Origin of the sequence: Microbacterium sp., from assembly GCF_047971895.1 — a bacterium.
GTDB lineage: Bacteria > Actinomycetota > Actinomycetes > Actinomycetales > Microbacteriaceae > Microbacterium.
Window position 1 is genome coordinate 1 of the sequence record NZ_JBKEAF010000090.1, and the last position, 21,489, is coordinate 21,489.

Annotated in this window: 23 protein-coding genes and 1 pseudogene; 18 read left to right on the plus strand and 6 right to left on the minus strand. The window is 69.9% G+C overall.

Annotation, left to right across the window (positions count from 1 at the left end; translation table 11 throughout):
• Positions 1-62 precede the first annotated feature (62 nt).
• Positions 63-1,265: an MFS transporter gene (locus ACK5IN_RS07040; protein ID WP_416895486.1), complete on the minus strand. Its 1,203-nt coding sequence runs from the start codon at positions 1,263-1,265 to the stop codon at positions 63-65.
• A 149-nt stretch (positions 1,266-1,414) separates the two neighbouring features.
• Here ACK5IN_RS07040 and ACK5IN_RS07045 point away from each other — a divergent pair, with 149 nt between their 5' ends.
• Complete coding sequence (locus tag ACK5IN_RS07045; protein ID WP_416895487.1) at positions 1,415-2,734, plus strand: hypothetical protein; 1,320 nt, start codon at positions 1,415-1,417, stop codon at positions 2,732-2,734.
• A 7-nt stretch (positions 2,735-2,741) separates the two neighbouring features.
• Here ACK5IN_RS07045 and ACK5IN_RS07050 read toward each other — a convergent pair whose 3' ends face one another.
• Positions 2,742-3,929, minus strand: a complete 1,188-nt coding sequence (locus ACK5IN_RS07050; RefSeq protein WP_416895488.1) for a 4-hydroxybenzoate 3-monooxygenase — start codon at positions 3,927-3,929, stop codon at positions 2,742-2,744.
• 47 nt (positions 3,930-3,976) lie between these two features.
• Positions 3,977-4,726 carry an IclR family transcriptional regulator gene (locus tag ACK5IN_RS07055; RefSeq protein WP_416895489.1) on the minus strand — a complete coding sequence of 250 codons (750 nt, stop codon included), beginning with the start codon at positions 4,724-4,726 and terminating at the stop codon, positions 3,977-3,979.
• Positions 4,727-4,781: 55 nt separating this feature from the next.
• Between ACK5IN_RS07055 and ACK5IN_RS07060 the strand changes: the two genes are divergently transcribed.
• From ACK5IN_RS07060 to ACK5IN_RS07070, 3 genes are all read left to right on the plus strand, one after another.
• Positions 4,782-5,543, plus strand: a complete 762-nt coding sequence (locus tag ACK5IN_RS07060) for an IclR family transcriptional regulator (protein ID WP_416895490.1) — start codon at positions 4,782-4,784, stop codon at positions 5,541-5,543.
• Between the two features lie 70 nt (positions 5,544-5,613).
• Positions 5,614-5,883, plus strand: coding sequence for a hypothetical protein (locus tag ACK5IN_RS07065; RefSeq protein WP_416895491.1), 270 nt, complete (start codon positions 5,614-5,616; stop codon positions 5,881-5,883).
• Positions 5,884-5,920: 37 nt separating this feature from the next.
• Complete coding sequence (locus tag ACK5IN_RS07070; RefSeq protein ID WP_416895492.1) at positions 5,921-6,130, plus strand: carboxymuconolactone decarboxylase family protein; 210 nt, start codon at positions 5,921-5,923, stop codon at positions 6,128-6,130.
• An 85-nt stretch (positions 6,131-6,215) separates the two neighbouring features.
• Here ACK5IN_RS07070 and ACK5IN_RS07075 read toward each other — a convergent pair whose 3' ends face one another.
• On the minus strand, positions 6,216-6,686 hold the full coding sequence (locus ACK5IN_RS07075) for a MarR family winged helix-turn-helix transcriptional regulator (RefSeq protein ID WP_416895493.1): 471 nt from the start codon (positions 6,684-6,686) through the stop codon (positions 6,216-6,218).
• A 71-nt stretch (positions 6,687-6,757) separates the two neighbouring features.
• Here ACK5IN_RS07075 and ACK5IN_RS07080 point away from each other — a divergent pair, with 71 nt between their 5' ends.
• The 6 genes and pseudogenes from ACK5IN_RS07080 to ACK5IN_RS07105 all read left to right on the plus strand — a co-directional run bounded on the left by ACK5IN_RS07080 (position 6,758) and on the right by ACK5IN_RS07105 (position 10,063).
• Positions 6,758-7,060, plus strand: coding sequence for a hypothetical protein (locus ACK5IN_RS07080; protein ID WP_416895494.1), 303 nt, complete (start codon positions 6,758-6,760; stop codon positions 7,058-7,060).
• A 162-nt stretch (positions 7,061-7,222) separates the two neighbouring features.
• A pseudogene (locus ACK5IN_RS07085) lies at positions 7,223-7,330 on the plus strand (CoA-transferase); the annotation flags it as partial.
• Between the two features lie 17 nt (positions 7,331-7,347).
• Positions 7,348-8,520 carry a thiolase family protein gene (locus tag ACK5IN_RS07090; RefSeq protein ID WP_416895495.1) on the plus strand — a complete coding sequence of 391 codons (1,173 nt, stop codon included), beginning with the start codon at positions 7,348-7,350 and terminating at the stop codon, positions 8,518-8,520.
• Between the two features lie 39 nt (positions 8,521-8,559).
• Entirely contained in the window at positions 8,560-8,859 is a 300-nt protein-coding gene (locus ACK5IN_RS07095; RefSeq protein WP_416895496.1) for a type II toxin-antitoxin system VapB family antitoxin, read from the plus strand.
• Positions 8,856-9,257, plus strand: coding sequence for a type II toxin-antitoxin system VapC family toxin (locus ACK5IN_RS07100; RefSeq protein ID WP_416895497.1), 402 nt, complete (start codon positions 8,856-8,858; stop codon positions 9,255-9,257). The genes ACK5IN_RS07095 and ACK5IN_RS07100 overlap by 4 nt, the downstream gene beginning before the upstream one ends.
• On the plus strand, positions 9,254-10,063 hold the full coding sequence (locus tag ACK5IN_RS07105) for an IclR family transcriptional regulator domain-containing protein (protein ID WP_416895498.1): 810 nt from the start codon (positions 9,254-9,256) through the stop codon (positions 10,061-10,063). Before ACK5IN_RS07100 ends, ACK5IN_RS07105 begins: the two co-directional genes overlap by 4 nt.
• A 4-nt stretch (positions 10,064-10,067) precedes the next feature.
• Here the strand turns inward: ACK5IN_RS07105 and ACK5IN_RS07110 are convergent, their stop codons facing one another.
• Positions 10,068-11,282 carry an ROK family protein gene (locus ACK5IN_RS07110; RefSeq protein WP_416895499.1) on the minus strand — a complete coding sequence of 405 codons (1,215 nt, stop codon included), beginning with the start codon at positions 11,280-11,282 and terminating at the stop codon, positions 10,068-10,070.
• A gap of 114 nt (positions 11,283-11,396) precedes the next feature.
• Here ACK5IN_RS07110 and ACK5IN_RS07115 point away from each other — a divergent pair, with 114 nt between their 5' ends.
• The 8 genes from ACK5IN_RS07115 to ACK5IN_RS07150 all read left to right on the plus strand — a co-directional run bounded on the left by ACK5IN_RS07115 (position 11,397) and on the right by ACK5IN_RS07150 (position 20,421).
• Entirely contained in the window at positions 11,397-12,503 is a 1,107-nt protein-coding gene (locus ACK5IN_RS07115) for a Gfo/Idh/MocA family protein (protein ID WP_416895500.1), read from the plus strand.
• A complete protein-coding gene (locus tag ACK5IN_RS07120) occupies positions 12,500-14,038 on the plus strand; it encodes a sugar ABC transporter ATP-binding protein (RefSeq protein WP_416895501.1) in 1,539 nt (512 codons plus the stop codon). The genes ACK5IN_RS07115 and ACK5IN_RS07120 overlap by 4 nt, the downstream gene beginning before the upstream one ends.
• Positions 14,035-15,099 (plus strand): ABC transporter permease, encoded by a 1,065-nt coding sequence (locus tag ACK5IN_RS07125; RefSeq protein WP_416895502.1) that lies wholly within the window; start codon positions 14,035-14,037, stop codon positions 15,097-15,099. The genes ACK5IN_RS07120 and ACK5IN_RS07125 overlap by 4 nt, the downstream gene beginning before the upstream one ends.
• Positions 15,096-16,178 carry an ABC transporter permease gene (locus ACK5IN_RS07130; protein ID WP_416895503.1) on the plus strand — a complete coding sequence of 361 codons (1,083 nt, stop codon included), beginning with the start codon at positions 15,096-15,098 and terminating at the stop codon, positions 16,176-16,178. The genes ACK5IN_RS07125 and ACK5IN_RS07130 overlap by 4 nt, the downstream gene beginning before the upstream one ends.
• Before the next feature lie 2 nt (positions 16,179-16,180).
• Complete coding sequence (locus ACK5IN_RS07135) at positions 16,181-17,389, plus strand: substrate-binding domain-containing protein (protein WP_416895504.1); 1,209 nt, start codon at positions 16,181-16,183, stop codon at positions 17,387-17,389.
• Between the two features lie 65 nt (positions 17,390-17,454).
• On the plus strand, positions 17,455-18,318 hold the full coding sequence (locus ACK5IN_RS07140) for a sugar phosphate isomerase/epimerase family protein (protein WP_416895505.1): 864 nt from the start codon (positions 17,455-17,457) through the stop codon (positions 18,316-18,318).
• A gap of 15 nt (positions 18,319-18,333) precedes the next feature.
• Complete coding sequence (locus ACK5IN_RS07145) at positions 18,334-19,353, plus strand: sugar phosphate isomerase/epimerase family protein (RefSeq protein ID WP_416895506.1); 1,020 nt, start codon at positions 18,334-18,336, stop codon at positions 19,351-19,353.
• A gap of 90 nt (positions 19,354-19,443) precedes the next feature.
• Positions 19,444-20,421: a fumarylacetoacetate hydrolase family protein gene (locus ACK5IN_RS07150; protein WP_416895507.1), complete on the plus strand. Its 978-nt coding sequence runs from the start codon at positions 19,444-19,446 to the stop codon at positions 20,419-20,421.
• Between the two features lie 276 nt (positions 20,422-20,697).
• Here ACK5IN_RS07150 and ACK5IN_RS07155 read toward each other — a convergent pair whose 3' ends face one another.
• The gene (locus ACK5IN_RS07155; protein WP_416895508.1) at positions 20,698-21,447 is read right to left on the minus strand and encodes an IclR family transcriptional regulator; all 750 of its coding nucleotides are present in this window, start codon (positions 21,445-21,447) and stop codon (positions 20,698-20,700) included.
• Positions 21,448-21,489 lie beyond the last annotated feature (42 nt).

A 21,489-nucleotide genomic window follows, 5' to 3' on the forward strand; every position in this document is an offset into this window, starting at 1 on the left:
ACATGTGCATCGCGGCAGGCCAGTGGCCCGAGCAGCCGTGATCTGGCGCCGACATCCTGACTTCACCGCCCGTCGAGCACGAAGCGCGGACGACCGGCGAACAGCCCGACGACGGCCAGCCCGACGGTGACGGCCAGCAGCATGCCGAGCGAGGCGGTCCAGCCACCCGAGAGGCTGTGCAGCCAGCCGAAGGTCACCGGGCCGAGGGCTGCGACGAGATAGCCGACCGACTGCGACATTCCCGACAGCGCCGACGCGGCGTCGTGGTCGCGGGCGCGCTGCGCCATGAGCGTGAGCGACATGCCCAGGGTTGACCCCGACGACAGGCCTATGAGCGGGGCCCACAGCAGGATCGCACCCGGTGCGAGCATGAGGCCGATCACTCCGACCGCTGCCAGCGACGGGATGACCGCGGGCACGAAGTGCTCGAACCGCCCGCGCAGCAGAAAGGGCAGCACGCTCGAGCCGACCAGCGTGAACAGCTGGTAGACCATGACGTCGATGCCGGCGACGACCTCCGAGCGCCCCGTCGACATCGAGATCGTGGCCAGCCACGTCACGAGCATGTAGAACATCGCCGACTGCAGACCCATGTAGGCGGCGACCAGCCACGCGACCCGGTCGGTCCAGATGCCGGTACGGCCGCGATGCGTTGCCGACTGCACGTGCCGGGCGCGGCGGTGGGTCCACCACCAGACGCCGATCGCGAAGGGCAGCAGGATGCCTCCGGCCACCACCAGTGCGAAGCGCCAGCCGCCCGGTTCGCCACCGATCTCGATGTGCGAGATGGGCACGACGACTCCCGACGCGAGCGCGCCGAACCCGCTGAGCAGTGCCGTGTAGACGGCGGTCACCGCCGGCACGTGCCCGGCGAACTCGCGCTTGACCACCGCGGGCATGAGCACGTTGACCAGCGCCAGGGCCAGGCCGATGAGTGCCGTGCCGATCCACAGGCTCGCGACCTCTCCCGGAAGCGACCGCACGAGCGTGCCGGCCAGCAGCACGACCAGCGACCACAGCAGGACCCGTGGCTGCCCGTAGCGCCTGCTGAGTGTGTGCGCCATCGGGGAGAACAGCGCCCATGCGATGAGCGGCACCGAGGCGAGCATGCCCAGTGTCGAGACGGTCAGCCCGGTGTCTGCGCCGATCTGGTCGAGCAGCGGCCCGAGCCCGGTGATGGTGGGCCGCATGTTGGCGGCGACCAGGCACACTGCCACGAGCAGCAGGACGGCGTCGGCCTTGCGGTTCGCGGTGTCATCGGTCACGAATACTGGACACTATCCCAGTCCGCCGGGATCGCCAATGGGGATCCCGATGGGTGACGTCGTTGCCGCGCTCCGCGCGGGCATGTCACTGTAGGACTCGGGAGAGATGGGTGTGTGCTCCTCAGCGATACGAGGGGAGCCCACTGGCTATGACCGCGCAGTACGACAGCATCCGTTTCATCGGCTACGCCGTTCCCACGACACCGGCCGACATGGTGGCGGTGGGAGACCCGAACGGCTCGGGCGCGGTCGCCGGGACGTATCGCGCCGCCGCCGATATGACCGCCGACATCCAGGGCCGGGCGCTCGTGTTGAAGAATGCCGTCGACACGGCCCGGGCCGCACTGCCCGACGGCGACGACCCGAGCATCCTGAACGTGTTCGTCGCCCCCGAGTTCTTCTGGCACGGCACGATGGGTCCGTACGTGTACAAGCCCAGCGAGGGCGACCCGGCCGACACGATCCTGACCGTGCTGCAGCAGCAGTTCCCGCCGGCGGACTACCCGCACTTCCTGCTCGTGCTCGGTTCGGTGATCACCGCCGAGGTCGGCGACATCGACGCCGTGCTGTCGTCGTCGACCACGACGGTGCGCAACGACATCGTGCGTGCGCTCGGCGAGGGGCTGAACGCATCTGCCGGTCCGCTCAATCTCGTCATCTTCGACGCCTTCGTCAACTTCATCAAGAACGCGCATGCGTACCCCGAGGTCGAGGTGCGCAACCGGGCGCTCGTGCTCAGCGGCGCCGCCGTCGACGGCGTGAGCGTCCCGCTGGGGGCGCACGCGCTGACGGCCGAGAAGTACTACGACTCCACCGAGGACTTCCTGCTGTGGGATGTCACGGGCAAGCCCGTCATCACCGAGCAGATGGCGGCCTACCCCGTGCTCGACACGAGCGCGGGCGATTTCAAGACCGACCCGTTCGACCCGTACGCGATCTTCACGGTGCCCACGGCCGCCGCCCCGCTCAACGTCGGCGTCGAGATCTGCCTTGATCACTCCGACCGCCGGCTGCGCAAGAGCGCGATGCGCAGCCCCTGGCCGACGGCGGGCGACGGTGTCGACCTGCACCTCGTGCCATCGTGCGGCATGCAGCTGCACGCGCCGTCTGTCGCTGCGCGTGCGGGCGGCTGGGCGTTCAACTGCGACGGTCAGTACGCGCTCGGCGAGGCCGCGCAGGCGGGCGCGGGCCAGCGTGGGACGGTCGCGGGCGTGGACTGCGACTACACCGACTATGTGGATGTCGCGGGGCCCGCGTACGCGGCGCACACCCAGCTGGCGCGCATCAAGACCGGCCCCGTCTGCGCCGACCAGAACACCCTCGGATCGCACGATGCGACCTTCGAGCCCGCACCCGAGGTGACGGTCGTGCCCGTCACCTCGGTCCCCGCGCACGACGAGTTCTTCGCCGGCGGTGCCGGAGCCATCCACATCTACGGAAAGGACATCCCGCTGCCGCTGCGGCCGTGACTGTGCCTCAGCCCAGTCCCTCCAGCGGCCAGCCCGTGTAGGCCTCGGCGAGGTAGCGCCGGCCCGCCTCGGACTCGACGACCGTGCGCAGCTCGCCGAGCTGACGAAGCCGGTCGAAGTCGCTGGCATCCGTCGTCACGTGCAGCATGCTCGTCATCCACCACGAGAAATGCTGCGCCTTCCAGATGCGGGGCAGCGCCGTCTCGGGGTAGGCCTCGACAAGCCGGCTGTCGTTGTCGAGCAGCAGAGCCCGCAGCGCCCTGTCGAGGACGACGACGTCGGCCACCGCGAGGTTCATCCCCTTCGCGCCCGTGGGCGGCACGGTGTGCGCGGCATCCCCGATCAGCGCGACCCGCCCGTGCCGCAGCTCGTGGGCGACGAAGCTGCGGAAGCGCAGGATGTCACGCTGGAAGATGCGCCCCTCGCGGAGCGTCGTGCCCGGAACGCGCTTCTGCAGCTCGTCCCACAGCTGCGCTTCGCTCAGTGCGTCGGGGTCGGCATCCGGTTCGCACTGGAAGTACATGCGCTGCACCGTCTCGCTGCGCTGGCTGATCAGCGCGAAGCCGTTCGGCGAGTTGCTGTAGATGAGCTCGTCCGAGCTCGGCGGCGCCTCGCACAGGATGCCGAACCAGGCGAACGGGTACTCGCGGAAGTAGCCGCCGAACTGCGAGCCGGTCACCGCCTCGCGGGCGACGCTGCGCGAGCCGTCGGCGCCGACCACGAACTCGGCGTCGATCTCGAGGCGGGTGCCTTCGGCATCCACCGCGATCACGCGCGGCCGGTCGCTCTCGGCGCCCTCGACGCGTTCGGCCGTGACGCCGAAGCGCAGGTCCTGCCCGGCGGCGGTGCGCACGGCGATGAGGTCCTTCAGCGCCTCGTGCTGCGGGTACAGCCACACACCGCGATCGACGAGCTTCCTGAAGTCGATGCGGTGGCCTTCGCCTGCGAACCGCAGTTCGATGCCGTCGTGCCGGTGCCCGACGGTGAGGGCCCGCGTCGACGCACCGGTTTCGGTGAGTACCTCGACGGTGCTCTGTTCGAGGATGCCGGCGCGGATCGTCGTCTCGACCTCTTCGCGCGTGCGGGATTCGATGATGATGGAGTCGATGCCGGCGCCGGCGAGCAGGTGCGAGAGCAGCAGGCCTGCGGGCCCGGCGCCGATGATGGCGACGCGTGTGCGGACGGTGGTGGTCATGTCCACAGTGTCGCCCGTGGGCGAATCTGCGCGACAAGCATTCCCGTTCAATGAGAAGTAAGATCGGAACGGATGCTGCGCGCAGCCTGCAGCAGCGCCGCGATCGCCACGTCGGGGCTCGCCTCCCGCGGCAGCACCACCGACAGGGCGGCGATCACGGCGCCGTCCCCGTCGCGCACCGGCACCGCCACACCGGTCGACACCGCCTCGATCGAGCCGGGCGCCACCACGAACCCGGCGGCGCGGATCTCGGCCATCCGTCGGCGGAGGGCCGCGGCATCCGTCGTCGTCTCGGGCGAGACCGCCGCCAGCCTCCTCGTCAGCACCCGCTCCTGCAGCTCGGGGTCGGCGTGGGCGAGCAGCACCAGGCCCGACGACGATGCGTGCAGCGGCAGCCGGCCCGCGACCCGGGTGATGTTCGCCCCGGCATCGGGATGCGACAGGCGCTCGAGGAACAGCGCCGAGTCCTGCTCGAGTACCGCCAGCTGTGTGTGCTCGCGCACCGTCGCCTGCACACGCTCCATGTGCGGCAGGGCCGCCTGGCGCAGGCGCAGCGCGCGCGAGCCGCGCAGCGCCAGCTCCCACAGCCGCATGCCCAGGCTCACCCGGTGCTCGTCGTCGCGGTCGAGCAGGCCTGCAGCGACGAGCTCGTCGACGATGCGATGCGCCGTCGACGAGGGCAGCCCCGCGCGCCTGCCGACCTCGGCCGCGGTCTGCATCGTGCGGTCGACGGTGAACGTCTCGAGCACACGCACGACGCGTGCCGTCATCGAATCGCCCGACGGCGAATTGGCCATGTGTCCCAGGGTGCCATGCCCGGTAATCTCAAGACAGCGAGAGCGAGGAGGAGTCGTGGACGACGCCGGGGAAGGAGTGCTCTCGCGCGCGATGCGCGTGCTGCAGTGCTTCACCGACGACGAGCCCGACCTGTCGGCGGCGCAGCTGGCCGCCCGCACCGGTCTGCCCTCGTCGACGCTGCACCGGCTGCTCGCCTCCCTCACCGAGTACGGGCTGCTCGCGCGCGCGCCGCACCACAAGTACACGATCGGCGCGCGGCTGTGGGAGCTCGGCGAGCTGTCGCCGCTGTCGCTGCGACTGCGCGAGACGGCGCTGCCGCACATGCTGCGGCTGTACGAGGCCACGGGCGAGAACGTGCACCTGGCCGTGCTCGACGGCGCCGAACCCGAGACGGCCACCGCGCTGTACGTGGGGCGCCTCACCGGCACCGGGTCGATCCCCACTCTCAGCCGCATGGGCGGCCGACACCCGCTGCACACCACGGGTGTTGGCAAGGCGCTGCTGGCCACCCGCGACGAGGCGTGGCTGCAGCGGTACTTCTCGGTGCCGCTCGAGCGCGAGACGACCCTGTCGATCACCTCCGAACTCGACCTGCGCGGCGACCTCGCCCGCACCCGCACCCGCGGGTACGCCACGACCCGTGAGGAGATGACCCTCGGCAACGTGTCGGTCGCCGCTCCCCTCGCCCGTGTCGAGGGTCTACCGCCCGTGGCGATCGGCATCGTCGTGCACCTGGAGCGCGCCGACGAGCGGCGGTTGAGCGCGCTCGTCGTGCAGGCGGCGAAGGACCTCGGCAAGGCGCTGCGCGAGACCTGACAGCGCAGCGCACTCCCCGTGGACGGGACTGCGGCGCGGGCTCACCGCGCGCATCGCCGACGCCGCACACTTGCCGCCCGCCGAACAGCCCGAGGCGACGGCGGCAGCACTCGTGTCGTTCTTCGAAGAGGATCATGACGGCGAGCGGGGGACTCTCCGACGCCGAGCGGTGGGAGCAGGGTATGGCCGTGCGGTGCTCGGCGACGAGCACGTCAACTGGGTGGTCGCGAACACGACCGAGCTGACCGCCGACTTCCAGGACTTCATCTCACGCTACGCGTGGGGCGACGTGTGGTCGCGCCTGGGAGGGAACGACGGATGCGGTCGGTCGCCGTGCTGACCGTGTTCATCGCGCTGGGCACCACGAGGAGCTCGCGATGCACCTGCGTGCGGCCCGGCGCAACGGCCTGAGTGTCGAGGAGATCGAAGAGGTGATCGTCCAGTCGGCGATCTCCTGCGGCATCCCCGCAGCCAACACGGCGTTCCGCATCGTCGGCGAGGTGTTCGCGGGCGCGTGCGCCACGCGGGCGCGCCAGGCATCCACTTGCCGCGTTCGGCGGCCCGCACCCGCGAATCGTGACAGGTGAACGGGGCACGGAAGCGGAGAAGCTGCACGGAGACGGAGACGGTGCGGGATCTGACGTGCGGTCACGCGGACGGGTCGGGGCGACGCTATGGGCCGAAGCGTCGCTGCGGGTCGAGGGTGGCGACGACCGGCTCAAGGGCGGATGCGAGGGCCTCCAGCTGCACGGGAGTGAGTCGATCGATGACGAGCTCGCGCACGAGCGCGATGTGCCGCGGCACGGCGCGCACGAGCGTGCGACGTCCGGCGCCGGTCAGCTGCACGGAGACGGCGCGGCGATCGTCCTCGACCGCGGTGCGGGCGACCAGGCCGCGCGCGGTCAGACGTGAGACCACCTTCGACAGGCGCGGGAGGGTCGCATTGGTCATCGTGGCCAGATCGGTCAGCCGCTGCGGCCCCGATTGGTGCAGCACGCTCAGCACGATGAACTCGAAGTGTGTCATGCCGGCGTCGGCCTGCAGCTGCGCATCCAACGCCGCGGGCAGCAGCTCGGCGGTACCGATGACGGCGAGCCACGCGCGCGACTCGAGGGGATCCATACGGGGGACCGAGAACTCCATGCCGGCATCGTACCGGGAATAGTTGTCGCGACAACTGACTCGGGGTCCGCGATCGCGGCTCTCGCAGCGAAGTGCGGCGCGGAGGCCCAGGCGATCGCACGCGCCTCGCAGGTCGGCTGCGGGCATCCCGCCCATCCGTCCGCATCGTCAAGGCGCTCAACGCCAACGTCGCCGCCACGCTCGCCAGTGGCCAGGTCGGCGACGAGCGCACCACGATCGTGCTCGTGGGCGACGACGACGAGGCCAAGGCTCCCGTGCGCGGCATCGTCGAGGGAGGGAGTCTCACGGTGGTGGATGCTGGTTCCCTCTTGCGTGCCGTGAGTTCGAGGCCGTCGGCTTCCTACGGATGGTGCTCGCCGTGCGTGAGCAGGTGAACTGGACGGGGGCTTCGCGGCGGTCGCCTGACGCCTCTCGCTCCCCGAGATCGGTTGGGACTCCTCGCCTGGAGTCTCGACCGATTCTGGCGTAGAATGAACGTCTTACGAACGAACGTTCGCACAGCGAACATGCGCTTCGTGAACGTCGAGGAGGCGCGAGTGATCGACAAGACCGTGGCAGACGTCGAGTCCGCCGTCGCCGGGATCCCAGATGGGGCGACCGTCATGATCGGCGGGTTCGGGCGCGCGGGGCAGCCGGTCGGGCTCGACCTGAAGGGCAAGGCATGACCACTTACATCTACGACGCCGTCCGCACACCGTTCGGCCGTGCCGGCGGTGCGCTCTCCGGCATCCGCCCCGATGACCTCGCCGCCGTCGTCATGAAAGCGACCGTCGAGCGCACGGGCCTCGACCCCGCCCGCATCGACGACGTGATCTTCGGCGACGCGAATCAGGCGGGGGAGGACAATCGCAACGTCGCCCGGTTCGGCGCGCTGCTGGCCGGGTTCCCGTCGTCGGTGACCGGTGTGACCGTCAACCGCCTGTGCGCCTCGTCGGTCGAGGCGGTCGTGCAGGGCTCGCGGGCGATCGAGGCCGGCGACGCAGACATCGTGCTGGCGGGCGGTGTCGAGTCGATGAGCCGTGCGCCGTTCGTGGTCGAGAAGTCGCCGCGCGCGTGGCCCGCCACGGGCAACCAGACGATGTGGAACACGTCGATCGGGTGGCGCATGGTCAATCCGCAGCTGCCGAAGGGCTGGACGATCTCGAACGGCGAGTCGGCCGAGAAGGTCGCGCGCGAGGGCGGCATCTCGCGGGAGGAGCAGGATGCCTTCGCCATCCGCTCTCACCGGCTCGCCGCGCAGGCGTGGGCCGATGGCATCTACGACGGCGAGGTCGTGCAGGTTCCCGGTGCCGAGCTGGCGCGCGACGAGGGCATCCGTGACGGGGCGTCAATGGACAAGCTCGCGGCACTGAAGCCCCTGTTCGCCCCCGGCGGCGATGGCACCGTGACGGCCGGCAACTCGTCGTCGATCAACGACGGCGCCTCTGCGGTGCTGCTCGGGAGTGAGGGTGCGTTGCCCGGCGAACCGCTGGCGCGCATCGTGTCGCGCGCCACACACGGCGTTGCCCCCGACGTCTTCCCGCTCGCACCCATCGAGGCGGCCAACAAGGCACTCGCCCGCGCCGGCAAGACGTGGGCGGATGTCGACCTCGTCGAGCTCAACGAGGCGTTCGCGTCGCAGTCGATCGCCGACATCCGCGGATGGGAGGGTCTCAACCCCGAGAAGGTCAACATCCACGGCGGGGCGCTCGCGATCGGTCACCCGCTCGGGGCGTCCGGCGGCCGCATCATCGGCCATGCGGCGCACGAGCTCGCCCGGCGGGGCGGCGGCGTCGCCGTCGCGGCGATCTGCATCGGGGTCGGCCAGGGCATGGCGATCGTGCTCGAACGGTAGACCTCTACCATTCTGTATCTACTCTGGTAGAACTGGCGCATGAGCCTGAACATCAAGAACGAGGCGGTTCATGACCTCGTGCGGCAGCTGGCGGTGCTCACCGGAATGAGCCAGACGAGCGCGGTGGAGGATGCCGTGCGCCGCCGCCTGGAAGAGTTGCAGATCATCGAGCGTGCCGGGCGCCCGACACCGGCATACTCCCCCGAGGAGATCGAGCGCCGCAAAGCCGGTATCCGGCGGATCGTAGACGGATTCAAGGCCGACACGACTCCGGAGCAGCGAGCCGCCATGTCCGATCACGGAGACTGGCTCTATGACGAGACGGGGCTGCCGAAGTGATCGTCGATACATCGGCGATCGTCGCCGTTCTTCAGGACGAAGACGATGCCGCTGCGCTCAATGAGCTGCTGGGTGCGTACACGTCGTGCATCTCCGCGTCGACCCTCGTCGAAGCACGTGTCGTCGTGAATGCGCGGACGGGGGCCTCGGGGCTCCTGCGACTCGATGCACTCCTTCGCAGGTACGGCACGGACGTCGCGGCCTTCGATCGCGAACAGGCCGACGTCGCTGGCGACGCCTACCGTCTGTACGGGCGCGGCTCTGGACATCCCGCCAAGCTCAACATCGGCGACACCTTCAGCTACGCGCTTGCCGCGGTGCGCGACGAGCCGCTGCTGTACGTGGGAGACGACTTCTCGCACACGGACATCCGGTCGGCGCTCGAGGAGTACGCATGACGGATGCCGAGGGCACGGGCGAGGGCGCAGCGGACAGCACGGGGGCCCGCTCCGAAGAGTTCGTCCAGTCGCTGGCGCGCGGGCTGGCCGTCATCCGCGCGTTCGACGCCGAGCATCCGGAGCTGTCGCTCAGCGACGTCGCACGCCGCGCAGGCCTGACCCGCGCGGCCGCTCGCCGCTTTCTGCGCACCCTCGTCACGCTGGGGTATGTCTCCGGCGACGGGCGGCTGTTCCGCCTCACTCCCCGCGTGCTCGAGCTGGGCTTCAGCTACCTCTCGGCGCTCACCCTCCCCGAAGTGGTGCAACCGCATCTCGAGGCGCTGTCGCACGAGGTCGGCGAGTCGGTGTCGGCGGCTGTGCTCGACGGCACCGACATCGTGTACGTCGCCCGCGTGCCGACGCGACGGATCATGAGCGTGCGCATCACGATCGGCACCCGGTTCCCCGCGTACGCGACGAGCATGGGCCGGGTGCTACTGGCGGGGATGACGGATGCCGCGCGCGACGCGGTGGTCGAGGCATCCACTCTTCAACCGCTGACCGGTCGCACGCTCGTCGATTCCGCGGCCCTCATCGCTGAGCTCGACCGTGTACGGGCGCAGGGGTGGGCCCTCGTCGACGGCGAGCTCGAGCCCGGTCTGCGTTCGGTCGCCGCACCCGTGCGCGGCCGCGACGGCGCGGTGGCCGCGGCGATCAACGTGTCGACGAGTGCGACGCGCGATTCCGTGGAGCACGTGTTCGAGGCCTATCTGCCCGGGCTGCGGCGCACTGCCGCCGCACTCGACGGTGAGCTGCGGCTGGTGTGACGCGTCAGCTGCTGCCCGCGAACCTGCCCGTGTCGGCGACGAGGATCTCTTCGACGCTGGCGGGGGCGAGCACTCGCTGCGTGACCATGATCGCCGCACCGCGCGCGCCTGCGGTCTCGCCGCCCTGCGACTGCACGATGCCGAGGTGCTGCGTCGCCAGCGGTATGGAGCGGCGGTACACGACTTCGCGCACGCCGGCGAGCAGGTGCTCACCCGCACGGGCGACGCTGCCGCCGATCACGATGATCGACGGGTTGAGCATGTTGACGACGGTCGCGAGCACCTCGCCGACCTCGCGGCCGGCCTGCCGGGTCGCTGCGATCGCCGCCGCGTTGCCCTCGCGCACGAGCGTGACCACGTCACCGCTGTCTTTCGCGTCGATGCCCTGAGCGCGTAGTTCGGCGGCGATCGCGGTGCCGCTGGCGATCGCCTCGAGGTCGCGCTCATCAGACGTGGGGCGGGGGGAGTCGTGACTGTAGGGCACCTGCACATGACCCATGTCGCCGGCAGAGCCCTGCGCGCCGCGCTGCAGCACTCCGCCCGAGATGATACCCGCGCCGATGCCGGTCGAGACCTTCACGAAGACGAGGTCTTCGACGCCCGCCCAGCTCAGCGACTGCTCGCCCAGCGCCAGCAGGTTGACGTCGTTGTCGACGAGCACTGGCACGGGGAACGCGCGCTGCACATAGCCGGGCACGTCGAAGCGGTCCCAGCCCGGCATGATCGGCGGGTTCGTCGGCTGTCCTGTCGAGTGCTCGACGGGTCCTGGCACGCCGATGCCGATGCCGACGAGGTTCGCGCCGCCCGGCGGGTGCCGCTCGAGCAGTCGCCGACCGTCGTCCACGACGATGTCGAGCACCACGGTGGGGCCGGCCGTGATCGCGAGCTCGCGGGAGTAGCTGGCGAGGATGCGGCCGCCGAGGTCGGCGACGGCGACGGTGGCGTGGGTGGCACCGAGGTCGATGGCGAGCACTGCACCCGCGAGGGGGTTGAACGCGACGCGCGCCGGTGGCCGGCCGCCGGTCGAGGCAGCTTCCCCGGCGGGCTGTACGAGCCCCGACGCCACGAGCGCATCGACGCGCAACGACACGGTCGACCGGGCGAGGCCGGTCAGTGTCGCGAGTTCGGCTTTCGTGCGCGCGCGTCCGTCACGCAGGATCTGGAAGATCTCCCCTGCGCCCGTGGTCACGGCTCCGCCGCCGCGCCCCACATCGACCATGGCGCCAGTAAAGCACAGCGACTCCTGCCGAGAGCAATCAGCCTTAAGATCACAAACCAATTACTTTTGACGACAGACTAGCAAAAGATGTCGAATCGTGACAGTATTCAGGCCATGACGACGGATGTCACAGGTGTCGGTGTCGACACGATTCGCTCGGGGCTGCTGGGCAGCGGGTTCATGGCCCGCGTGCACAGCCATGCCGCCCGCGCCGCGGGGGCACAGCTGGTGGGCATCGCGTCGTCGAGCGCAGAGCGGGCCGCGCAGGCGGCGCACGATCTGGGCGTCGACCGGGCAGAGCCGGATGCCGCGGTTCTCCTTGCCGCGGCAGACATCGACGTGGTCCACGTCTGCACACCCAACGCGACACACGCCGCCTTCGCCGCGGCGGCGCTGGAGGCCGGCAAGCACGTCGTCTGCGAGAAGCCGCTCGCGACTACCGCCGCCGATGCGCAGCACCTCGCCGCCGTGGCGGCGGCATCCGATTCTGTCTCCGTCGTCCCCTTCGTCTACCGCTACCACCCGATCGTGCGCGACGCCCGCGCGCGGGTCGCGCGCGGCGATCTCGGCGCGCTGCTGACGATCAACGGCGCCTACCTGCAGGACTGGCTGCTGTCGACCGCGGACGCCGACTGGCGCGCGATCTCGGCCGACGGCGGACCCTCGCGTGCGTTCGCCGACATCGGCTCGCACCTGTGCGATCTGCTCGAGTTCGTCGCGTGCGAGCCGATCGCGCGGCTGACGGCGCGCACGCGGCGCGTGTTCGACGAGCGCGGCGGCCGGCCGGTCGCGAACGAGGACATCGCCGCGGTGCTGTTCGAGACGGCGTCGGGAGCACTCGGCACCCTGCTCGTGTCGCAGATGGCACCCGGGCGCAAGAACGCGCTCACGCTCGAGCTGCACGGCAGCGCCGAGAGCCTCCGCTTCGAGCAGGAGCGCTCCGAAGAGCTGTGGATCGGCCGGCGCGACGGCTCGAGCCTGCTCCTGCGCGATCCCGACACCTCGGTGCCCGACTCCGCGCGGCTGCAGCGGGTTCCGGCGGGGCATCCGATGGGCTATCAGGATGCCTTCAACTCCTTCGTCGCCGACGTGTACGCCGCCGTGCGAGGCGAGCAGCCCGAGGGCTTACCGACCTTCGCCGACGGCGCCCGTGCGGCGGTGCTGACGGAGGCCGTGCTCGAGTCGGCGCAGACCCGATCCTGGATCGACGTGACCGGATGAGCGACGACGTCATCCTGCGCACCCGCAGTGTGGGCAAGAGCTTCTTCGGCGTGCAGGTGCTGACCGGGATCGACTTCACGGTCCGCCGCGGCGAGGTGCACGGCCTCGTCGGTGAGAATGGCGCCGGCAAGTCGACGCTCATGAAGATCCTCGCCGGCGTGCACCACGCCGACGAGGGCACGATCGAGTTCGCCGGCGAGCGCGTCTCGTTCACGCACCCCCTGCAGGCGATGAACGCGGGGCTGGTCACGGTCTTCCAGGAGTTCACGCTGCTGCCCGAGCGCACCGTCGCGCAGAACGTGTTCCTCGGTCGTGAACCGCGCCGGGCGGGCCTCATCGACAACAAGGCGATGCTCACGCGCACGCGCGAGCTGCTCGACGAGCTGGGCGTGGCCTTCATCGACCCGTCTGCGCGGGTCAGGTCGCTGACGGTGGCCGAGCAGCAGATCGTCGAGATCGTGAAGGCCCTCTCGTTCGACGCACGGGTCATCTCGATGGACGAGCCCACGGCGGCGCTCAGCGACCGCGAGGTCGAGCTGCTCTACGCGATCATCCGCACGCTCACGGCGCGCGGGGTCGCCGTCATCTACGTGTCGCACCGGCTGAAGGAGATCTTCGACCTGTGCGACACGATCACGATCCTCAAGGACGGTGCACTCGTCTCGACCGATGCGCGCGCTGACCTGACCAGCGAAGAGATGGTGCGCCGCATGGTCGGCCGCCCGATCCATGCGTACTTCCCCGAGCCGCGCCCGGGCACCGTCGTGGGCGATGCCCGTCTGCAGCTGACCGCCTGCGGCAACGACTTCGTTGACGATGTGAGTCTGACGCTCCGCGCCGGAGAGATCGTCGGGGTCGCCGGACTGCAGGGCTCGGGGCGCACCGAACTCGTCGAGGGCGTGTTCGGGGTCAGCCCCTTCACCCGCGGCGATGTGCGCATCGACGGCGCCCCCGTGCGCATCGCGTCGGCACGCAAGGGCGTGCGGGCGGGGCTGGCACTGGTGACCGAGGATCGCAAGGCGCAGGGCTTGGCGCTCAGCCAGTCGATCCTCGACAATGCGCTGCTCGTAGTCCGCTCCGTGTTCTCGCGGCGCACGCGCAACGCGCGCCGCGAAGCTCCCGGAATCCTCAGCTCGCTCGAGATCAGCGCGCGCGGCGTCGGTCAGGAGGTGCGCTACCTCTCCGGCGGCAATCAGCAGAAGGTCGTGCTCGCCAAGTGGCTCGTCACCCGACCGCAGATCGTGCTGTTCGACGAGCCCACGCGCGGCATCGACGTCGGCGCGAAGATCGCCGTGTACGAGCTCATGCGCGAGCTCGCCACCGAGGGTAAGGCCGTGCTGATGGTCTCGAGTGAGCTGCCCGAGGTGATCGGCATGAGCGATCGCATCCTGGTGATGCGCGACGGCGAACTCGCCGCTGAGCTGCCGGCCGGTGCGGCCGAGCACGAGGTGCTGGCCGCCGCCACCGGAACCGACGAAACCGCCGCGGATGTCATCGAAGACCCACGCGTCGAGACGGAGGAGGACCGACGATGAGACGTCTTCGCATCGATTCCACGGTCATCGTCCTGGGCATCCTGCTGCTTGTCATCGTGGTGGGAGCGATCCTGGTCGCCGTCGTCGGGCGCAGCTTCTTCAGTCCGGGCAACATCCGCGACATCCTCACCGGCATGAGCGTGCTGGGCCTGGTGGCCATCGGCCAAACGCTTGTCGTGCTGGGCGCCTCGCTCGATCTGTCGGTGACGTACGTGATGAGCCTGGCGAGCCTGATCGCCGCGACGACCATGGCCGGCAGCGCCGGCAACATCGCGTGGGCGGTGACGCTGACGCTGCTGGTGTGCGCCGGCATCGGCCTGGCCAACGGCTTGATCGTCACGGTGCTCAAGGTCAACGGCTTCGTCACCACGCTCGGCGTCGGGCTGATCCTGCAGGGTGTGCTGAACACGACCTTCCAGGGCAGCGCCGGCGCGGTGCCGTGGGAGTTCCAGCTCATCGGCGCAACCGGCATCGGGCCCATCCCCGTCTCGACGATCATCATGATCGCGCTCGCGGTGCTGGTCTGGTTCCTGCTCGACCGCACCCGCACCGGCGCGCATCTGTTCGCCGTCGGCGGCGACCAGGAGGTCGCGCGCCTGTCGGGCGTGCGCATCCGTCCGCCGCTGGTCGCCGCCCACGTGCTGTGCTCGGTGTTCGCCGGTCTCGCGGGGTTGCTGCTGGCGAGCCGGCTCGGCGTCGGCAGCCCCACCGTGGGGCAGCAGGGCGGCTACGACCTGCTCTCGATCGCCGCGGTGGTGCTGGGCGGCACGCTGCTGCTCGGCGGCCGGGGATCGGTGTGGGGCACGATCGGCGGTGTCGCGATCTTCGCCGTGCTCGACAACGTCATGAGCGTCATGCAGGTCAACCCATTCCTCAAGGACGTCGTCCGCGGCATCGTCATCGTCGCAGCCGTCGCGGTCTACAGCCGCCGCGCGATCGTGCGCCGGCGGGCGAGGTTCGGCCCAGGAGGGACGAGGACGGGAGGGGATGCTGCGGCCCGCCGCGCAGAGCCGGCGATGGCCGAGGCATCCGCCTCCCTGCGTGGGGGTGAGCGCCCGTGAACGCCGTGCGCACGCTGCTGAGCCCCCGCGGGGCGGTCTTCCTGCTGCTGGTGGTGCTGTTGGCAGCGGTCATGATCCTGAACCCAAACTTCGCCGACCCCGGTCAGCTGATGCGCTTCATCCAGCGCGTCGCCCCGATCGCCATCGTCGCGATCGGCCAGTACTTCGTGATCGTCGCAGGCGAGTTCGACCTCTCGCAGGGCTCGCTCATCACGGCCCAGGTCATCGTTGCCGGCAACCTCGTCGGGCAGGACGACGCGCGCACGATCCCGGTGCTCGCGCTCATGCTTGTGTTCGGCGCGCTGATCGGTCTCGTCAACGGCCTCATCACGACGCTGCTGAAGGTTCCGTCGTTCATCGTGACGCTCGGCATGATGCTCGCGCTGCTCGGCGGGGTCATGTGGTGGACCGGTGGGGCGGCGACCGGGAACCCAGCCGACAGCTTCCGTCAGATCGGTCGCGGCGGCATCCGTGACATCCCTGTCATCGACTTCCTGCCGTGGGCCGTGCTGATCCTTGCGGGCTGGCTCGCACTGGCCATCTGGATCACCAAGCGGCCGCTCGGAAAGCTTGTGATCGCCCGAGGCGACAACGCCCGCGCGGTCGACTACGCCGGGGCGCGGGAGTGGTGGGGCACCACCCGCGCCTTCACGATCTCGTCGCTGTCGGCGACGGTGGCGGGGGTGCTGCTGGTCGGCTACGCCGGCGTGCACCCGTCGGTCGGGCGCGGCTATGAGTTCATCGCGATCACGGCGGTCGTGCTGGGCGGCGTCGTGCTCGGCGGTGGCCGCGGCTGGATCGTCGCCGCCGTGGCCGGTGCATTCGTGCTCGAGGCGCTCTTCCTGCTGCTCAACATCGCCGGTGTGCCGTCGTCGCTGCGCGACGCCGTGCAGGGCGTCATCATCATCGCCGCGGTCGCCTACTCGGGTGTCGCGTTCCGCGCCCGCCGCAGAGGCGGTGCACCCACAGCTTCTCCCGACCCGGGGAAGGAACCCGTCGCGCCCGTCGGCGCCAGCGTTCACCAGTCCGCACCACCCGCCCTCGCACCTGAGGGCACCAGAGAAACCAGAGGAGACTAGTCATGCGACAATCGATGAAGATCGCCACCGCCACGGTGGCGCTTGTCGGCCTGATCGCCCTCGCCGGGTGTACGACCGATCCCACGGTCGCCCCGCCCGAGACATCCGATGGGCCCGCCGTCCCGGCGGCCAACGAATGGTTCGACCAGGCGGCGTACGACAAGCAGTACGCCGAGCGGGAGGTCATCCCGCAGGGCCCGGAGGACGAGCCGTACCTGCAGCACATCAACGCCGAGATGGTCGACACGTCGTCGTACGCGAGTGAGGGTGCCAAGAAGGCGAGCTTCGCCAACGCGTCGATCTCGAACCCATGGCGCCAGACCGGCTGGATCACCATGAACCAGCAGCTCAAGGTGCTGCAGGAGTCGGGGGCGATCAGCGAAATGGAGACGCGCGACGCGCAGGACTCCGACGACACGCAGATCGCCGACATCGACTACTTCATCGCTGAGGGCGCCTGTGACGTGTTCATCATCTCGCCGAACAGCACCGCCGCGATGACGCCGGCCGTCGAGCGCGCGTGCGACACCGGCAAGCCCGTCATCGTGTTCGACCGCGGAGTCAACACCGACTGCCCCGTCACGTTCATCCACCCAATCGGCGGATACGCGTGGGGCATCGACACCGCCGAGTTCCTCATCGAGAACCTCGAGCCGGGCGCGAAGGTTGTGGGCCTGCGCATCCTCCCCGGGGTCGATGTGCTCGAGCAGCGCTGGGCTGCCGCCGAGTACCTGTTTGCCGAGGCCGGCATAGAGGCCGTCGACTATTTCACCGGAGCCGACCCCGCCGAGATCAAGGCGATCATCACCGACGAACTGGCCAAGGGCGGCGTTGCCGGCATCTGGATGGACGCCGGTGACGGCGCCGTCGCCGCCATCGAGGCATTCGAGGACGCGGGCGTCGACTACCCCGTCATGACGGGCGAGGACGAGATGAGCTTCCTGCGCAAGTGGAAGGACGTAGGACTGACCGGTCTCGCCCCCGTCTACTCGAACTTCCAGTGGCGTACGCCGCTGCTGGCGGCGGCGAAGATCTTCGCCGGTGAAGAGGTTCCCAAGGAGTGGGTGCTCCCGCAGAACCCGATCAACGCCGAAGAGGTCGACCGCTACCTCGCCGAGAACGAGGGGATGCCTGACGGCCACTACGCCAAGTTCGGTGGCGAGAACCTGCCCGGGTACCCCGAGGTCTGGCAGCAGCGCCTGATCCCGTAAGGACCCCGCCCGCCTCGCCCGTTCTCACGGGGGAGGCGGGCGCCTGCACTTCTGAAAGGACCTGTATGTTGCGCACGATTGGCGTCAACACGTGGGTGTGGACCTCGCCGCTGACCGACGAGAACGTCGCACCGCTCCTCCGCCGCATCACCGGCATGGGCTTCGGTGCCGTCGAGCTGCCGTTGGAGAGCGTCGGAGACTGGGATCCGGTGCGTGTCCGCGACATCCTCGACGAGGTCGGACTCGTGCCCATCGTCGTGGGCGCCATGGGCCCTGGGCGATCGCTCCTCGACCGTGCCGGCAACGTTGCGGCGACACAGGAGTACCTGCGTGCGTGCCTCTCGGCGGCGCATACGCTGGGTGCGTCGGTCGTGGCCGGGCCGTTCTACACGCCGACCGGCGTCACCTGGCGGATGTCGGAGACAGAACGAGGGGCCGCGGCATCCGAACTGCGCTGTAGCCTCGCGCCGCTCGTCGCCGAAGCCGCCGAAGCCGGCATCCGTCTCGCCATCGAACCGCTGAATCGTTACGAGACGAGCCTCATCAACACCGTCGCACAGGCGATCGACGTCCTCGCGCCGATGGTCGGACCCGGCCTCGGGATAGCCCTGGACAGCTACCACCTCAACATCGAAGAGAAGCGCCCCGCCGACGCGATCCGCCTCGCAGGTGACGCCATCGCGTACGTGCAGGTGTGCGGCAACGATCGCGGCGCGGTCGGCGACGACCACACCGACTGGCCGGGACTTCTCGACGCCCTCGACGATGCCAGGTACTCCGGCATCCTGGGGGTGGAGAGCTTCACTGGCGAGAACGCGACGATCGCCGTCGCCGCATCGGTCTGGCGCCCGCTGGCGCCGTCGCAGGACGCTCTGGCGGAGCGCTCTCTCGCCTACCTCGCCGAGTTGCAGGCGACCCGCGGTCGCTGAGAAGGAGCACACGTCATGGCACACCACCCCGTCACCCTGTTCACCGGCCAGTGGGCCGACCTGCCCTTCGAAGAGGTGGCGCGTCTCGCTGCCTCCTGGGGCTACGACGGCCTGGAGATCGCGGCGTCCGGCGATCATCTCGATCTGAAGCGCGCCGACGAAGACGACGCGTACCTGCGGTCGCGGCGCGAGATCCTCGACCGCCACGGGCTGAAGGTCTTCGCGATCTCCAACCACCTGGCGGGGCAGGCGGTGTGCGACGCGCCCATCGACTTCCGCCACGAGGCGATCCTGCGCCCGTATGTGTGGGGCGACGGCGAGGCCGAGGGCGTGCGGCAGCGGGCCGCGGAAGACATGAAGCGGGCCGCGCGCGTGGCCCGCAAGCTTGACGTCGACACGGTGGTGGGCTTCACCGGTTCGAGCATCTGGCCATACGTGGCGATGTTCCCTCCCGTGCCCGCCGCCACGATCGAGGCGGGGTTCGAGGACTTCGCCGCGCGCTGGAATCCGATCCTCGACGTGTTCGACGCGGAGGGTGTGCGGTTCGCGCATGAGGTGCACCCCGGTGAGATCGCGTACGACTACTGGAGCGCGGTGCGCGCGCTGGAGGTGATCGGGCACCGGGATGCCTTCGGCTTCAACTGGGACCCGTCGCACATGATGTGGCAGAACATCGACCCGGTCGGGTTCATCTGGGACTTCCAGGACCGCATCTACCACGTCGACTGCAAGGACACGCGGATGCGCACACCCAACGGTCGGGCGGGTGTGCTCGGATCGCACCTGCCGTGGGGAGATCCGCGGCGTGGGTGGGACTTCGTCTCGACCGGCCATGGCGACGTGCCGTGGGAGGACTCGTTCCGCGCCCTCGACGCGATCGGATACACCGGTCCCATCTCGATCGAGTGGGAGGACGCGGGCATGGACCGCCTGCACGGCGCCGCCCAGGCGGTCGGGTTCGTCCGATCGCTGCTGTGGAAGGCGCCCGGGGCCGCGTTCGACAGTGTGTTCAGCAACCAGGACTCGGACGCCTGAGGCGGGATGCCGCGCCGCATCGCCACGGATCATCCCAGGTATCGCGGCGACCGGGTTCCACGCGCGCGCCCGGATCGGGAGAGTTGCGGCATGAGAATCGCGCGCTGGACGCAGGCCAACGAGCACTTCGAGGGCTTCGTCATCGACGACCGGGTCGTGCCGTTCCCCGACGGGCTCACCGTGGCTGACGCGCTCGCGCGGGGACTCGCCGAGACGAGTGCGCTGCACGCGCGGGTGGCCGAGGCCAAGGGCGTGCCGCTCGGCGAGGTCACGCTCCTCGCGCCGGTGGCCCCGGCATCCGTCCGCGACTTCGTCGCCTTCGAAGAGCACGTCGAGGGGGTCAGCGCGGGGGTCGAGGGCAAGAGCGATGTTGCGCCCGAGTGGTACGAGGCGCCGACGTTCTACTTCACGAATCCGCACACGATCCACGCACCGGGGCAGGAGCTGCGGCCACCGGTCACCGAGAAGCTCGACTTCGAGCTCGAGCTGGCCGCGGTGATCGGCGCGGCTCCGGGCATCGGCGAGTCGAACCTGACCGCTGCGGAGGCGGCATCCGCCATCTTCGGCTACACGATCATGAACGACTGGTCGGCGCGCGACCTGCAGGCCCGCGAGATGAAGGTGCGCCTGGGGCCGGCCAAGGGCAAGGACTTCGGCACCGTGCTCGGCCCGTGGATCGTCACCGCCGACGAGTTCGAGTCGTACCTCGACGACGAGGGCTTTCTCCGGTTGCGCGCCGAGGTGCACGTGAACGGCGAGCTCATCGGCGAGGACCTGGTGTCGAACATGGGCTGGCCGTTCCCCGAGCTGGTCGCCTACGCCTCGCACAACTCCCGGGTGGTGCCGGGGGACGTGCTCGGATCGGGCACGGTCGGAAACGGTGGATGCCTCGGCGAGCTGTGGGGACGAAAACAGAGCCTCATCCCTCCGCCGCTGCGCGAGGGCGACGTGGTCACCATGTCGGTCGAGGGCATCGGCGAGATCTCGAACCGGGTCGGCGCAGCCGTGCCGGCGCCCGAGTTGCCGCCGGCCCGGCCGAGGCCACGCCATCGCCATCGCCATCGGTAGCGTTGACGCGGAGCGCGGTATTACGGCCCGAGCAGTGCGGCGGGGACGACCCCGATTCCGTCCTTGCGACGGTACGTTTGGGTGCCGGTCGTGATGACGATGCCGTCGGCGAACCGGTCTCCCAGTCGCTCCCGTAGCCACACGAGATGGCGGACGTCGTTATCGTCGACGCCGCGTGCGAGTTGACCTCGATGGCGACGAGCCGGATGCCGGGCGCCGCGTCCTCGCCTGGGCAGACGCCGCCGGCCTCGGCAGCCGGCCGGCTGATCCTCGGCGTCACACCGCCCGAGCGGGCATCGCCGACCGGATCGTCTCGGCCGCATCGCGCAGCGCGCGCAGCATCTGCGGGGCGCTGTCGACGGTGACGCGCGCCGCGGGGCCCGAGATCGACACGGCCATGGGCAGCGTGTGCCCGACGACGGGCATGGCGTAGCAGCGCACGCCGACCTCCTGTTCGCCGTCGTCGATCGCGTAGCCGCGCTCGCGGATCGCGTGCAGCTCGGCCACGAGAGCATCGATCGTGTGCAGCGTCGGCGGCGTGTACACCGGCAGGCCCGTGCGCCCGACGAGCTCGCGCACGTGCTCGTCGGGCAGCTGCGCGAGCAGCGCCTTGCCGACGCCGGCGGCGTGGGGCAGCACGCGTCGGCCGACCTCGGTGAACATGCGCATCTGATGGGGAGAGGGCACCTGCGCGATGTACGAGACGAGGTCGCCATCGAGCACGGCCAGGTTGGCGGTCTCGCGGGATGCTTCGCCCAACCGCGTCAGGGCGGGCATCGCCCACGACGAGATGCGTCGCGCGGTCGCCTCGCCGAGGCCGATCAGCCCGGGCCCGAGCGAGTAGCGGCGCGAGGGCAGGCGCAGCACGTAGCCCTTCAGCGTGAGGGTGTGCAGCAGCCGGTGGACACTCGCCGCGGGCATGTCGAGCGCCGCCGCGAGGTCGCCGACGCCGGCCTCGCCCCCGCGCGCAGACAGCGCCTCGAGCAGGTCGAAGGCGCGGGTGACGGCGCGCACTTCCTCCGGCATGACATCCTCCTTATTCCAGGGTACGGAATATAGATTCCATTT